We start from the raw sequence: 14,149 nt of genomic DNA on the forward strand, positions 1-14,149 counted from the left end.
GTGCAGAAGACGGCCGACAGCGCCGCCGCCGAGGTCGCGAGGCTCGGCGCCGAGCTGGCGTTTCTGCGCGAGCAGGGCACCGCCCGCGCGACGGCGCCGCGTCGCTGAGCGAAACAATGCACGGCTGCCGCAGAGGCGCGGCATGACCATGATGCCGTGCTGTAGTGGAGTCGAGTCGCCGTCGCCAAAGCCTGAGCGGCGGCTTTTTTCGGGGAAACCGTGATGTTCAGCAAGAAAAAAAACGCAGGTATCGAGCGCTCGAGGCTTGCCACGTTGATCGCAGAAGACGTGCGAATTACCGGCGATCTTCAGTTCAGCGAGGGGTTGCGCATGGACGGCCATATCAAAGGCAACGTCAGCGGCGCGGCCGGCAGTCAGACCTTGCTCGTCCTGAGCGATCGAGGCTCGATCGAGGGCAACGTGCACTGCTACGACGTGGTGGTCAATGGCCGGATCGTGGGCGATCTGACGGCCGATCACTTCGTCGAACTGCAGGGTAATGCGCATGTGACCGGCAATATCTATTACCAGCAGTTGCAGATGGATTGCGGCGCTTCGGTCGAAGGCAAGCTCAAGAAATGCGAGCCGGCTCAGCCGGCGCAGCCGCTGCTGGCACGTCCGGCCGCAGGCAGCGAGCCGGTGCGGGTCATGCTGCGCGAGAGCGAACCTCGCGAAGTTCGCCCCGCCGAACTCAAACCGTCTCCGTCGAAGGCTGAGCGGGGGTGATGCCGGGCCTGGTGTCCGCACGCCTCGCCGGGCGTCTCCTTCGGCTGACGCAGCGCGCGCACGGCGCGGCTTGCCGCGCGGTGTGCCGACGCACCGACGCGCCGCGCCCGAGCGTGGCGAGCATGTCACGCTCGACGCTCGGCCGCTTGAACAGAGGAACACGATTCAGCCGCTCGCGAGCAGCAGGTCACCAGTGAAGACGAACCCGCATGCCATGCCAGACTGCACCCGCTGCGGCGCTATCGCGGTTACACTGCGGTTCATGCACTCCGGCTCCACGTTCCGACTCCGTCCGTCGACCTCCGTCCGCACCGCTTTCGCGAGCGTGGCGTTCGCACGCATGGACGCTTCGCTCAACGTGCACGCCAAAGCCAAAAAACAGCCGCTCATCTGACCGGAACACGCTGCTCCGTCGTCAGATGTGCGACGGAACGACCGGTTGACCGCCCCCGCGGCTTTCTCCTTTCTTCCTCGCACCGCTGACCGGATTCGATACGGTCGTCATCGAGGTAGAAAACATGTCTGATTTCTCGGGTATCTGGATTCCGCTGATTACGCCGTTCGCCGACGGCGCGGTCGATCACGCCGCCTTGCGCGCGCTCGTGCGCCGCTATGCCGACGCCGGCGTGGCCGGTCTCGTCGCGCTCGGCACGACCGGCGAGCCGGCCACGCTCGACGCCGCCGAACAGGATGCCGTGCTCGCGACGATTCTCGACGCGGTGCAGGTTGCCGCTGACGCGACCCCGCAGCGGCACGCGTTGCCGGTACTGGTCGGCGTGTCGGGTAATGGCACGGCGAGCATGCGCGAGCGCATCGAACAGTTGAATCCGCTGCCGATCGCGGGCGTGCTGATTGCCGCGCCGTATTACACGCGGCCTGCGCAAACCGGTATCGTCGGCCATTTCAGCGCGCTGGCCGACGCGAGTGCGCAACCCGTCGTGCTGTACGACATTCCGCAGCGCACCGGTGTGCGGCTCGAACTCGACACGCTGCTCACGCTGGCCGCGCATCCGCGGATTCGGGCGATCAAGGATTGCGCGGGCTCGCTCGACACAACGCTTGCGTTGATTCGCGACGCTCGCTTGCAGGTGCTGGCCGGCAACGACCTCGAGATCTTCAGTACGCTGTGTCTTGGCGGCAGCGGGGCGATTGCGGCAGCCGCGCATGTGCGGCCCGAGCGTTTCGTCGCGCTGCATCGTGCGCTCGCCGATGGGCGGCTCGACGACGGGCGGCGGATTTTTCAGGCGCTCGTGCCGCAGATCGAGCTTGCGTTCGTCGAGCCGAATCCGTCGCCGGTCAAGGCGATGCTTGCGGCCGAAGGCTGGATCCGCAACGAGTTGCGCATGCCGATGACGCCTGCGAGCGACGCATTGGCGCGGCGGCTCGAAGCGCTCGTCGCGAGCGCAGAGGGCGAACGGAGGTAAAGCGGCAGGGCTAAGCGGCGGCATGAGGTCGCGGCACGAAGCCGCGACGCGCGGCCGTGGCGTAAAGCGGTGATCCGAAGCCGAGAAGCGCGGGCTGGCCGGCCCATGCCCGGCCTAGACCCGGTTCATACCGGCCCGTGCTTTCTCAAATCGTGCCGGCTGCCGTCGGCGCATATCCGACATCGTCGTGATGCACGCGGGCCGCCCCGAGCGTCTCTTTCGACTGACGCAGCGCGCGCATGGCGCGGCGTGCCGCGCGGTGCGCCGACGCGCTGCGATCGAGCGTGGCAAGCATGTTGCGCTCGACGCTCAGCAGCTTGAACGCGAGCACGATCAGGCCGCTCGCGAGCAGCAGGTCGCCGGCGAAGACGAAGGCGTACAGCGCCGACGTCGTGCGTGGATTGGCGAGCACGAGCGACAGGTTGGTGCGGTTCAGCAGCGCGAGCACGAGCGGCAGGATTGTATTGAGCGACGCGAGCATGGCGCCGGTCGCCGCGATAGAGCGTGCCGGGCTGAGATGCGTGCGGCGCGGCCGGCATATGTCGTAAAGCGTGCCGAGGCGGCACGGCAGGAAGAACAGCGCGAGCAGCGCCGCGCGGAAGAGAATCGGCAGCGGATACGCGAGCGCGCCGCCATAGAGCGCGCAGAACAGCAGCGACAGCGCGAGCCCGGTGCGCCATGGCGCGCGAATGCCGAGCAGCTTGCGCAGGCCGCACCAGATCAGGATCCGGCATTGCAGCGCGAACGTTGCGCCGAGTACGAGAAACACACCGTGCCGCCACGTCAGATGCAACGCGAAGCAGGCCGACGACGCGCCGTTCAGATAGAACCCGATGGCCCAGAAACGGAATGCGACGACCTGCGGGAACATGCGCGACAGCGCCGTGGTGATGAGCGCACAGCAGAGGAACGTGATCAGCCACAACGAGGTATACGTCGCTACGTCGAAAGTCATGAAATCTCCAACACCTTGCCTGTTTTGTTTTGTGCGTTGCCGTCGTAGCGGCTGGGCGTCTGCCCAATCGTCATGAACGCTGACGACAACATGCTTTTATGTCATCCCGAAGTCGTTTCGGGGAAATCATTCTGAAAAGTCATTGCGAAGCTCGTTTCAACGCGTGGCGTGCTCACGCGGCCATTGTTCTCCCCCTGAGCATGGCGCCGAAGTCGCCGGCGTTGACTGGCTGGCCGGGCAGGACGCCTGGCATTGCGTTGCATGTGTTGCTGGCGTTGCGCGTCGTCGAGGGCGGCTGGTCGGCCTGCGATTTCGTCTCGACGTCCGCGGCCCGTGTTGCCATTTCGAAAGGATGTGCGAGCGCGGCAGCGAAACGTTTGCGCGAAAGATCGAGTGGGTTGGGCTTGCCGGGCGCGCGCGCGATCCGAGGCGCGGCCGTCGAGGTGGCGCGCGCGAGCGGGCAGGCCCTCGCCGCGAGCGCGTCGGCGAGCCGCCACGCGTGCCGCGGCGGCATCGGCGCAAGCAGAAACATGCGGTCCGTCAGTTCGGGCGCGCCGGACGACGCCAGCGCCACGGCCACGAACGAAATAGCGACGAACCAGAAAGGGTGGGAACTCAGCATATGGGGTCCAACCGCCGGGAGAAGGGCGGCTTGACCTGTTATCGGCAGTTCGCGGCTTTTATTTAGACAAATCGAGATGCCTTCGCGAGCTGGCCCGATTGGGCGCGGATGGCGGCCGGGCCGGGCTTTGCGGCGTGTTTCAACGGTGGATCACGGGGGCGAGTCGCGGCGGCGAATCACGGTTGCAGATCGCGCTGGCGGACCATGGCAGCAAGCCCCGGCGGCGCGTCATGGCAGCGCTGCCTCGGGACGGCTCAGCGCGAAGCCCTCGTCGAGCCAGCCGGTGACGCCGCCGGCCATCAGCTTGACGGGCCGCGCGAGTTGCGCGAGCCGCAGGGCACCGCGCGCCGCGCCGTTGCAGTGCGGGCCCGCGCAATAGGTGACGAAGAGCGTGTCGGCGGGATAGCCGGCCAGCTTCGACGCGACGATCTTGCCATGCGGCAGATTGAGCGCGCCCGGCACGTGGCCCTGGGCGAACAGCGCGGGACTGCGCACGTCGAGCAGCACGAAGCCGGGCGTGCCGCTCGCGAGCGCGGCGTGGACGTCGGAACAATCGGTTTCGAATTGCAGCGACGCCTGGAAGTGGGCGAGCGCGGCGGCGCTGCCGGCGGCGGGGATCGCAGTGACCGCGTTGGCGCGGTTGGTGACGTTGGGGCCGTCGCTGTCGGCGGTGCGACTGGAAGGCATGGAAGTGTCGGACATGGCTAGGCGCGATGGCAGGGTTGAGCGGACGGCCTGTCGGCGGGCGGGGCTGCGGTGCGATCAGGCGGTTTGATTGTGCCGCTCGGCCCGTATACGGATAAGTGGCGTAATCGTCAATATCCGGTAACATCGCGCCATGCAAAACCATCTCGTTGTCGCGCTGGCCTACGACCGGCTCTGCACCTTCGAATTCGGCTGCGTGACTGAACTGTTCGCGCTCGAACGTCCCGAACTCGGCGTGCCCTGGTATCGCTTCGCGGTTTGCGCGGCCGAGCCGGGGCCGATCCGCGCGGCGGGCGGCATTACGATCGGCGCGCCGCATACGCTGACGCTGCTCGCACAAGCCGACACGATTGTGATTCCGGGCTGGCGCGACGCGGACGAAGCACCGCCCGCCGCGCTGCTGAGCGCAATCCGCGCCGCCTACGAGCGTGGCGCGCGACTCTGCTCGATCTGCTCGGGCGTGTTCGTGCTCGCGGCGGCGGGCGTGCTCGACGGCAAGACCGTCACGACGCACTGGCGCTATGCGGAGACACTGCAGCAGCGCTATCCGCATCTGCGCGTGCGGCCCGATGCGCTCTATGTCGACGAAGGGCGGATCATCACGTCGGCGGGATCGGCGGCCGGGCTCGACATGCTGCTGCACCTCGTGCGGCGCGACCACGGCAGCGCGATCGCGAACCGCGTCGCGCAACGGCTCGTGGTGCCGCCGCATCGCGAGGGCGGGCAGGCGCAGTTCGTGCCGCGACCGGTGCCGCACGACGAAAGCGGGCGTCTCGCGAAGCTGATGGACTGGGTGCGCCGCCATCCCGCCGAGCCGCACACGCTGCGCTCGCTCGCCGAGCGTGCCGCGATGAGCACGCGCACGCTGCAACGGCAATTTCGCGACGCGACCGGCATGGCGCCGTACGACTGGCTCGTGCGCGAGCGCGTCGCGATTGCGCGCGAACTGCTCGAAGCGCCGTCGCCGTTGCCGATGGCGCGCGTCGCGGAACTGGCGGGGTTCGGCTCGGAAGAATCGCTGCGGCGGCATTTCCGGCGCATTGCGTTGACGAGCCCGGGGGCGTACCGGCGCAAGTTTGGGGCGCGGGACGCAGGTTGAGTGCCGGATGGCGGCGGATTGCGCGATCCGGGTGGTGTCAGGATTGCGCAATGCCGGTTTAGGGGCTGTGAGGTTCGGGTGGACTTTCAGGTCGATCCTTAGGTGGCCCCTCAGGTGGACCTGAGGGCAGCGCTTTCTGAAAAGCGCATCAAACCAGCGCGGTCTGCACATCCACGCTTCGATGCAGGGCCTTCGAATACGGGCAGGTCTGATGGCAGTGATCGACAGCATGGCCGAATTGAGCGCGTGGGCGCATCTGCGCAGCGGCGGCGGGCAGAAGTCGGTGATCGCCGATGACCTGATCGCATTCGGCAACCGGCACGACTGGCAGTTGCCGCTGATCGATCTCGCGCAATGCGAGGCGCAGGTGGCGCCAGCTGGAAAGCGTATTGCGCGAGGCTTATGATCGCGGTGCGATAGCCTCGCAGCCGCGCGAGATCCGCAACATCGCCAATCAGAACAACTCCCTTTGCCCCGACATCAACCTCGTGAAATCGTCGCGCAGCAAAGGCAGAATCGCGTCGGCAACCGGCTGCAATTGCCGCGTCAGATAGTGCTCGTAGTCGATCGCCGAACGCAGCGTTTCGAGCGGCTCGGGCCCGGCGATCGTCATCACGTAGCTGATCCAGCCGCCGTTCTGATATTGCAGCGGACGTCCCTGCGCGCGATTGAAGTCATCGGCGACGCGTGCCGCGCGCACGTGCGGCGGCACGTTGCGCTCGTAGGCGGCGAGCGGGCGGCGTAACTGCTTGCGATACACGAGTTGATCGTCGAGCCGGCCCGCGAGCGTATCGCGCACATAGTCGCGCACGTAATCCTGATACGGCTGCTGTTTGAAAATGCGCCGGTACAGCTCCTGCTGAAACTGTTGCGCAAGCGGTGTCCAGTCCGTGCGCACGGTTTCGAGCCCCTTGTAGACCACTTCCTCGCTGCCGTCCGCGGCCACGCTGAGACCCGCATAGCGCTTCTTGCTGCCTTCTTCGGTGCCGCGCACGGTCGGCATGAAAAAGCGCCGGTAGTGCCGCTCGAATTGCAGTTCGAGCGCGCTGTCGAGTCCGAAGCGCGCCTGCAAGGTCTGCCGCCACGCCGCGTTGATATGGTCGACGAGCGCGCGGCCGATGCGCGCGGCGGCGTCCTCGTCGCGCGCGTGCTTGAGCCACACGAAGGTCGAATCGGTATCGCCGTAGATCACTTCGTAGCCTTGCGCCTCGATCCATTCGCGCGTCGTGTGCATGATTTCATGGCCGCGCATCGTGATCGACGACGCGAGGCGCGGATCGAAAAAGCGGCAGCCGGTCGAACCGAGTACACCGTAGAACGCGTTCATGATGATCTTCAGGGCCTGCGAGAGCGGCTTGTCGTGCTCGCGCTTGGCCGCTTCGCGCGCGTCCCAGACCTGCGCGACGACCGACGGCAGGCAGTGGCGCGTGCGCGAAAAGCGCGCGCCGAGAAAGCCCGGCACCGAGTGTTCGTCGTCGGGATGCAGCAGGCCTTCGACGAGACCGAGCGGGTCGATCAGAAACGTGCGGATGATCGACGGATAGAGGCTCTTGTAGTCGAGCACGAGCACGGAGTCGTAGAGGCCGGGCCGCGAATTCATCACGAAGCCGCCGGGGCTCGCGGCACCGGCGACGTCGCCGAGATTCGGCGCGACATAGCCTTGCCGATGCATGCGCGGCATATACAGATGCGTGAACGCCGCGACCGAGCCGCCGCTGCGATCGGCGGCGAGGCCGGTCACGCTCGCGCGTTCGAGCAGAAACGACAGCAGTTCGGTCTTCGCGAAGATGCGCGTAACCAGTTCGCAATCCTTGAGGTTGTAGCGTGCGAGTTCTGGCTTGGCTTCGTCGAAGCGGCGCTGGATTTCATCCATGCGCTGATACGGGTTGTCGATCGCCTTGCCCTCGCCGAGCACCGAGCGCGACACGTATTCGAGGCTGAACGACGGAAAGCTCCACGTCGCCGAGCGCAAGGCCTCGATACCGTCGATGACAAGACGACCCGCCACGCCCGCAAAAAAGTGATTGCGCGTGACGCTGTGCTCGCGCCACTCCATCACGGCGCCGCTGCGGCCGATGCGCAACGGCACGCGATACTGTTGCGCATGCTGTTGCAGCACCTTCAGATCGAACTGCACGAGATTCCAGCCGATGATCGCATCGGGATCATGCAACTCCATCCACGCGATCAGTTTTTCGAGCAGCTGGGCGCGCGTTTCGCAGTATTCGAGCCTGAAGTCGAGCGCGCCCGCGTCGCCGTCGCTGTCGTTACCATTAGGCGGGCCGAGCATATACACCTGGCGCTCGCCGCAACCTTCGAGCGCGATCGAATAAAGCTCGGCATGCACGCTCGTTTCGATGTCGAGCGACACGAGCTTCAACGGCGGACGATAACCGTTGGCCGGTTTCAATTCGCCGTTCAGAAGCGGGCCTTTGGGCTGCGGCTCGCCGCTGAACCACACGGGCGCGGTGATGAAGTGCTCCATCATGTAGCGCTCGGGCGGCTGGATGTCGGCTTCGTAGACGTCGATGCCGCCTTGTTTCAGGCGTTTTTCGAGGCCCTTCAACTGCCGGTATTGCGGGCAGTAAAGCCCCATCACCGGACGCTGCTGGAAGTCGCGCAATTCGAGCGACCGCAGCTCGTGCTGCTTGTCCTCGCGCAGAATCGTCTCGGCGCGCTCGCGATGTTCGCCGGGAATGAAGGCGACCGAAGGCTGAGGGCGCAAACGGATATGGCGCGGCCCGTTATCCGTGGCCAGCCAGAATTCGATTTCCGTGCCGGCGGGCGTGTCCCGCCAATGCCGGGTCAAAATGAAACCCTGCTCGAACTCAGTCAAACTCGCACCTCTTTTACGCCTCTTCGCTCTACCTCTCGACGGGCTTGATCGCCTTGTGCGATTTTACCGCCGCAAGCGTTGGTCGCGATGGCCGAAGAAGGGCGCGGAGTGCGGATGTAAGGCGACGCTGTAAAACGAAGTCGTGCAGGCGAGGCAATGGCCCGCGTGATACGAGCGAAATAAAAAAGGCGCTCCTAAATGGACCAAGTGAACCAAACGGACCAGGCGGCGCGCCTGCGCAAGGCACGTCGAACGGAAAACCCGCTCAGGCTTCGAGCGCGAGCGTCGCGAACGTGCCGAGCCAATGCTCGCCCATATAGTCGCCGGCCACGTGCGCGAGCGCGCTATGCAGATGGCGCTCGGCGCTTTCGAACAGCACCGTGCGGCGTACGTCGCCAGCCGGCAGCACGCGCGCGAGCGAGCGCTGGCACCACGCGCGGCTCAGATTGAGACCGTCGAGGTGGGCGATCTTGCCGTCGCTGCGATCGGTCACGATGGCGGGCTCGAACAGCGTCGCGGGCTTCTTCGCGCCGAGGTCCGGCAGAAAGCGGCCAAACCAGTCGACGAATTGCGCGGACGGCAGCACGCGCCGCATCAGTTCCGCTTCCATCAGCGAAGGGGAGAGAAATTCGTCGCCGCACGGCTCCCATGCCTGGCAGGCGACGTCGTCGAGGAACCAGCGTTCGGCGGTGCTGACGATCAGCGCTTCGAGCGACGTGCGCGAGGTTTGCCGCGCGAAATCGAGTGTCAGCGCCAGCGCGAAAGCCATGTTGAAGTGCGTGCCGACCCGCAGCGGATAAGTCGCCTTCGGCAGAAACTCCTCGAAGCGTTCGACGAAGGTGGCCGTGAGCGGCGCGAACGTCTTCGACCAGCGTGCGGCCTCGGAGATCTTCAGCGCGTCGAGCTGCGCGCTCAGCGCGAGCAGCCATGCCCAGCCATAGGGACGCTCGAAGCCGCGGTTGTGCGGCAGGTCGAGATACGCGAGTTCGCCGGCCACGTTCGCGTGGGTGAAATGCTCGTCGGCCACCGCGACGATGCGTGCGGCCTCGGGCAGATCGGGGAAGCGTTCGAGCAGATGCAGAACCAGCCAGTAGCCATGCACGCACGAATGCCAGTCGTAGCTGCCGTAGAAGATCGGGTGCAGCGCGCGCGGGCCCTGCACGTCCTGCGCGCCGGCAAGCGCGTGCGTGAGCTTGTTCGGATACTCGCGCGTGAGGTGGGCGAGCGCGAGGTTGGCGAATTTCGACGCGAATTCGCGGGTGAGTTGTTGCGGCAACGGCGCGGTCATCGGCGGCTCCTCAGAAGCGGAATACGAACAGGTACAACAGTATGGTGTTGACGACCAACAGGAGTAAAGCGGTCGGCCATTGTGCCTTGATGACGCCGTTCTGGTCTTTCAGTTCGAGCAGCGCGGCGGGCACGATGTTGAAGTTGGCGGCCATCGGCGTCATCAGCGTGCCGCAGAAGCCGGACAGCATGCCGATCGCGCCGAGAATCGCGGGGTTGCCGTTGAACTGATGCACGATCAGCGGCAGGCCGATGCCGGCCGTCATCACAGGAAACGCGGCGAACGCGTTGCCCATGATCATGGTGAAGATCGCCATGCCGAACGTGTAGGCCGCGACCACCGCGAACGCCGAGTCGACCGGAATCCACGTTTTCACGAGATCCGACACCACGTGACCGACGCCCGCGACCGCGAACAGCGCGCCGAGCGCCGCGAGCATCTGCGGCAGGATCGCGGCCCAGCCGACCGTGTCCATGGTTTGGCGCGCATCTTTCAGCGCATGCACGGGCGAGTCGCGCAGCATGAAGAGCGCCGCGCCGAATGCGACCAGCGTGCCGAGCACGAGCGAGATCAGCGTGACGTTCTTCGTCTCGACGAAGGGGACGTATTTGAGCGTGAGCGTGCCGGCCAGCGTGATGAGCGGAATCAGCAGCGCCGGCACGAACAGCTTGTTGCCGAAGCGCCGCGCGTTCGCTTCGCGGCGCGCGGCGGCGGCTTCGCTGTTGCTGTCGCTGTGGCCTCGTCCGAGCTTGCCGGAGCCCGCGATCAAGGCGAGCGCGATGGCGAGGCAGCCTGTCACGAAGTGCGGCAATTCCGCGCCGAACAGGAACGTGACCGCATAAATGCCCCAGAACAGAAAGTTGATGACGCGGCGCGGATTCGAGCGGTCGCGCAGATTGAACAGCGCGAACGCGGCGAACATCAAACCGGCGAGGACGTAGAGGGATTCGAGCTTGATCGTCATCGCGCGGCGCTCCGTTTGTAGGCGCTCATTTTGTGCGACAGATTGCGGTCGAGCAGGATCAGGCGGATCACGTGAATGACGAGCGCGGCGATTGCGGTCGGAATCGCCCACACCGAGACCTGCAACGGTTCGACGAAGACGCCGTTCTGTTCGAGAAAGCCCTTGATGAGCAGGATCGACTGGATCGCGATGAAGATGTCCTCGCCGAAGAACACGGCGATATTGTCGACCGCCGATGCGTTCGCGCGAATCTGCTGGCGCACCGCCTCGGGCAATTCGCCGTGACGGTTCGCGGCGGCGGCTTCGGCCATCGGCGCGATCAGCGGCCGTACCATTTGCGCGTGGCCGCCGAGCGAGGTGAGGCCGAGCGCCGCCGTGATCTGGCGGATCACGAAGTAGAGCATCAGCACGCGGCCGGTGGTGGCGGCCTGCAGGCGTGAAATCAGATGCCGCGCCTGTTCCTTCAAGCCGTTGCGTTCGAGCAGCGCGATCACCGGCAGCGTGAGCCAGATCAGGCCCATGTAGCGGTTATCGGCAAAGGCCTTGCCGAACGCGCTGACGATCTCGACCGGGTGCAGGCCGCCGGCCACCCCGGTCGCGATGCCCGCGAGCGTGACCACCAGCAGCGCGTTGAAGCGCAATGCGAAGCCGAGCACCACGATCGGCACGCCAATCAAAACCCACATGCGGCTCTCCTTCTGGTTGCGGCGACGCCCGGTTACCGGCGCGTTGCGCGATGACGATGCGGCGGATGAACGATGGCCCGGCGATCAGCGAGCCCGCGCGCCTGCCGGCACGGCGACGGAATCTAGCACGATAATTTATCGATAAATAGACGAGAAAATATTTTCACAGGGTAAACGCCAAGATTCGCCAACCCCACCGTCACTCCACGCCGATTTCCTCGGCCGTCAGTTGCCGCAACTGTTCGAGCAGCTTCACGGCCGGACTCGGCAGAATGCCTTGCCGGCGCCGGAACGCGGTCAGCGTGCGGCGCCCGGCCACGCCGGGCACGCCGAGCGTATCGAACACGCCGGCCTTGCTCTCGGTCACGTACATCGGCGCAGCCATCCAGCCCAGAAAACCCGAACGCGCGACGAGGCTCTTCAGCACCGTGATCGAACGCGTTTCGACGACCACGTTCGGCAGCCCGAGCCCGTGCTCGGCGAACACGCTCTGCATCTGCTCGAACGGCCCGGTGCCGCGCGGCGGAATCGCCCAGCGCTCGCCGAGCGTATCGGCAAGCGTGAGACCGGGCTTACGCCGCAACGGATGATCGGGCGCGGCGACCACATAGCTCGCGTCTTCCCAGCGGCAATCGGCGATCGCCGTGATTTCGTCGCTATCGGGCACGGCTACGCTGAGCGCGAGGTCGATCTCGCGCCTGACGAGCGCGTCGGCGAGACGGTCCCACACGCCCTCGATGATCTCCACGCGCAGATTCGGCCACTTGTCGAGCACGCGGCCCACCGCGAGCGGCAACACGAGGCTCGCGATGCTGCCTGCCGCGCCGACGCGGATCGTGCCGCGCGCGAGCCCGCGCAGCGCGTCGATTTCCTCGCGCGCCTGTTCGGCCTCGCGTTGCAACAGAAGCGCATGCGGCAGCAGCACCGCGCCGACCTCGGTCAGATGCATGCCGCGCGAATGCCGCTCGAACAGCGGGGCGCCGACCTGTTCCTCGAGCCGGCGAATGGTCCGGCTCAGCGCGGGCTGCGTGACGTGCAGCGCATCCGCCGCGCGGCCGAGGCTGCCGCTTGCGACGATCGCCGCGAACGCCTGAAGTTGCTGCAGGTTGTAAGTCATGCCAAAAGGTAATGCCTTTTTCCAAATAAGGCAATTTCCGGCTACCCATACCGTCGGGATAATGGCCGTTCGTTTTGTTGCGCCGATTTTTCGCGCCGACGTGTTGTACTTATAAAAAACAGGAGACATCGCATGACAGCCCACGTGACAGCCCACGCTGCGCAGCAGAATCCCGGCAATCACCCGCAATGGACCGTGCGCGACGCGGTCATCGACTTCGCGCGCCGCGTCGGCATGACGTCGATCTTCGCGAACCCGGGCTCGACCGAGTTGCCGATGTTTCGCGATTTCCCCGCCGATTTCCGCTATGTGCTCGGTCTGCAGGAAGCCGTGGTGGTCGGCATGGCCGACGGCTATGCGCAGGCCACCGGCAACGCGGCGCTCGTGAACCTGCATTCGGCGGCGGGCGTCGGCAACGCGATGGGCAACATCTTCACGGCGTTTCGCAACCGCACGCCGCTCGTCGTCACGGCGGGCCAGCAGGCCCGCTCGATCCTGCCGTTCGATCCGTTTCTCGCCGCGACCCAGGCGACCGAATTGCCGAAACCCTATGTGAAGTGGAGCATCGAGCCCGCGCGCGCGCAGGACGTGCCGCTCGCGATCGCGCGCGCCTACGCAATTGCGATGCAGGAGCCGCGCGGCCCGGTGTTCGTGTCGATTCCCGCCGACGACTGGGATCAGCCCGCCGAACGCGTGCCGGAGCGCGAGGTCGCGCAGGTCATGCGCCCCGATGCGGCAATGCTCGAACGCATCGGCGCGTTGCTCGACGCGTGCGAGCGGCCCGCGTTCGTGGTCGGCGGCGCGGTCGATCGCGCCGATGCGGCGGAGGACGTCGTGCAACTGGCGGAGCGCCATCGCGCGCGCGTCTATGTCGCGCCGATGAGCGCACGTTGCAGCTTCCCCGAAACGCATCGCCTGTTCGGCGGTTTTTTGCCCGCGATGCGCGAGCGCATCGTCGACCTGCTCGACGGGCACGATGCGATCTTCGTGATCGGCGCGCCCGCGTTCACGTATCACATCGAAGGACATGGCCCGCATGTGCCGCCGGGCGCGCAGCTATGTCAACTGATCGACGATCCGGGTGTGGCCGCATGGACGCCGCAGGGCATCGCCGCGGTCGGCAACGTGCGGCTCGGCGTGCAGGACCTGCTGGCGCGCGCCGCGCCGAGGGAACGCGCATTCCCCGCGCCGCGCGCCGTGCCGCCGCGCGCGTTGCCGCCCGTGGGCGGCGCGCGCATGTCGGCCGCGTTCGCGTTGCAGACGCTCGCCGACGTGCGCGATCCCGACGGCATCATCGTCGAGGAGGCGCCGAGCGCGCGTCCGGCAATGCAAATCTATCTGCCGATCGTGCGTCCCGGCACTTTCATGACGATGGACAGCGGCGGCCTCGGCTACAGCATGCCCGCGGCAGTCGGCGTGGCGCTCGCGCGGCCCGGCGAGCGCGTGATCGCGCTGATCGGCGACGGTTCGAGCATGTACTCGATCCAGGCGATCTGGAGCGCGGTGCAGCTGCGCCTGCCGATTACATTTGTGATCCTGAACAATGCGCGCTATGCCGCGTTGCAGGACTTCGCACCCGTATTCGGTTTCGCGCGCCGCAAAGCACTGCGGCAAGGCACGTGACGTGCTATTCATGGAGACCGAGGCGGGATGAACGCGACCGCCGCGCGTAACCCGCGTGTAACCCACGTGCAACAAACGAGGGCGTCGCAGCCGCGCAAGCAATT

General features: G+C 66.1%; 11 protein-coding genes and 2 pseudogenes. 5 read left to right on the forward strand and 8 right to left on the reverse strand.

Features of this window, described 5'->3' with window-relative positions; translation table 11 throughout:
- Nucleotides 1–222 precede the first annotated feature (222 nt).
- The gene (locus GXB81_RS28305; RefSeq protein WP_205990922.1) at nt 223–726 is read left to right on the forward strand and encodes a polymer-forming cytoskeletal protein; all 504 of its coding nucleotides are present in this window, start codon (nt 223–225) and stop codon (nt 724–726) included.
- 518 nt (nt 727–1,244) lie between these two features.
- Entirely contained in the window at nt 1,245–2,150 is a 906-nt protein-coding gene (dapA, locus tag GXB81_RS28310; protein ID WP_205990923.1) for a 4-hydroxy-tetrahydrodipicolinate synthase, read from the forward strand.
- Between the two features lie 145 nt (nt 2,151–2,295).
- Here dapA and GXB81_RS28315 read toward each other — a convergent pair whose 3' ends face one another.
- The 3 genes from GXB81_RS28315 to GXB81_RS28325 form a co-directional block, all read right to left on the reverse strand.
- Entirely contained in the window at nt 2,296–3,105 is an 810-nt protein-coding gene (locus tag GXB81_RS28315; RefSeq protein ID WP_205192665.1) for a hypothetical protein, read from the reverse strand.
- A gap of 172 nt (nt 3,106–3,277) precedes the next feature.
- Nucleotides 3,278–3,685: a hypothetical protein gene (locus GXB81_RS28320; RefSeq protein ID WP_205990924.1), complete on the reverse strand. Its 408-nt coding sequence runs from the start codon at nt 3,683–3,685 to the stop codon at nt 3,278–3,280.
- A 270-nt stretch (nt 3,686–3,955) separates the two neighbouring features.
- Nucleotides 3,956–4,414: a rhodanese-like domain-containing protein gene (locus tag GXB81_RS28325; protein WP_205990930.1), complete on the reverse strand. Its 459-nt coding sequence runs from the start codon at nt 4,412–4,414 to the stop codon at nt 3,956–3,958.
- Between the two features lie 151 nt (nt 4,415–4,565).
- On the opposite strand from GXB81_RS28325, the gene ftrA reads away from it, so the two are divergent.
- Both ftrA and GXB81_RS28335 read left to right on the forward strand, forming a co-directional pair.
- Nucleotides 4,566–5,531: a transcriptional regulator FtrA gene (gene ftrA / locus GXB81_RS28330; RefSeq protein ID WP_205990925.1), complete on the forward strand. Its 966-nt coding sequence runs from the start codon at nt 4,566–4,568 to the stop codon at nt 5,529–5,531.
- Between the two features lie 214 nt (nt 5,532–5,745).
- Nucleotides 5,746–5,950 (forward strand): annotated as a pseudogene (locus GXB81_RS28335) (DUF2252 domain-containing protein); the annotation flags it as partial.
- 35 nt (nt 5,951–5,985) lie between these two features.
- Here the strand turns inward: GXB81_RS28335 and GXB81_RS28340 are convergent.
- The 5 genes from GXB81_RS28340 to GXB81_RS28360 all read right to left on the reverse strand — a co-directional run bounded on the left by GXB81_RS28340 (nt 5,986) and on the right by GXB81_RS28360 (nt 12,422).
- Complete coding sequence (locus GXB81_RS28340; protein WP_205990926.1) at nt 5,986–8,367, reverse strand: DNA polymerase II; 2,382 nt, start codon at nt 8,365–8,367, stop codon at nt 5,986–5,988.
- Between the two features lie 265 nt (nt 8,368–8,632).
- Complete coding sequence (locus GXB81_RS28345; protein ID WP_167283723.1) at nt 8,633–9,643, reverse strand: DUF2891 domain-containing protein; 1,011 nt, start codon at nt 9,641–9,643, stop codon at nt 8,633–8,635.
- Nucleotides 9,644–9,665: 22 nt separating this feature from the next.
- Complete coding sequence (locus GXB81_RS28350; RefSeq protein WP_205990927.1) at nt 9,666–10,619, reverse strand: DUF979 domain-containing protein; 954 nt, start codon at nt 10,617–10,619, stop codon at nt 9,666–9,668.
- The gene (locus tag GXB81_RS28355) at nt 10,616–11,305 is read right to left on the reverse strand and encodes a DUF969 domain-containing protein (RefSeq protein WP_205990928.1); all 690 of its coding nucleotides are present in this window, start codon (nt 11,303–11,305) and stop codon (nt 10,616–10,618) included. Before GXB81_RS28355 ends, GXB81_RS28350 begins: the two co-directional genes overlap by 4 nt.
- A gap of 199 nt (nt 11,306–11,504) precedes the next feature.
- Nucleotides 11,505–12,422, reverse strand: a complete 918-nt coding sequence (locus GXB81_RS28360) for a LysR family transcriptional regulator (RefSeq protein WP_205990929.1) — start codon at nt 12,420–12,422, stop codon at nt 11,505–11,507.
- A gap of 132 nt (nt 12,423–12,554) precedes the next feature.
- Between GXB81_RS28360 and mdlC the strand changes: the two are divergent.
- Nucleotides 12,555–14,015: pseudogene (gene mdlC, locus GXB81_RS28365) on the forward strand (benzoylformate decarboxylase); the annotation flags it as partial.
- Nucleotides 14,016–14,149: the final 134 nt, after the last annotated feature.

The sequence above is a fragment of the Paraburkholderia sp. Ac-20336 genome, from assembly GCF_017105025.1.
Classification (GTDB): domain Bacteria; phylum Pseudomonadota; class Gammaproteobacteria; order Burkholderiales; family Burkholderiaceae; genus Paraburkholderia.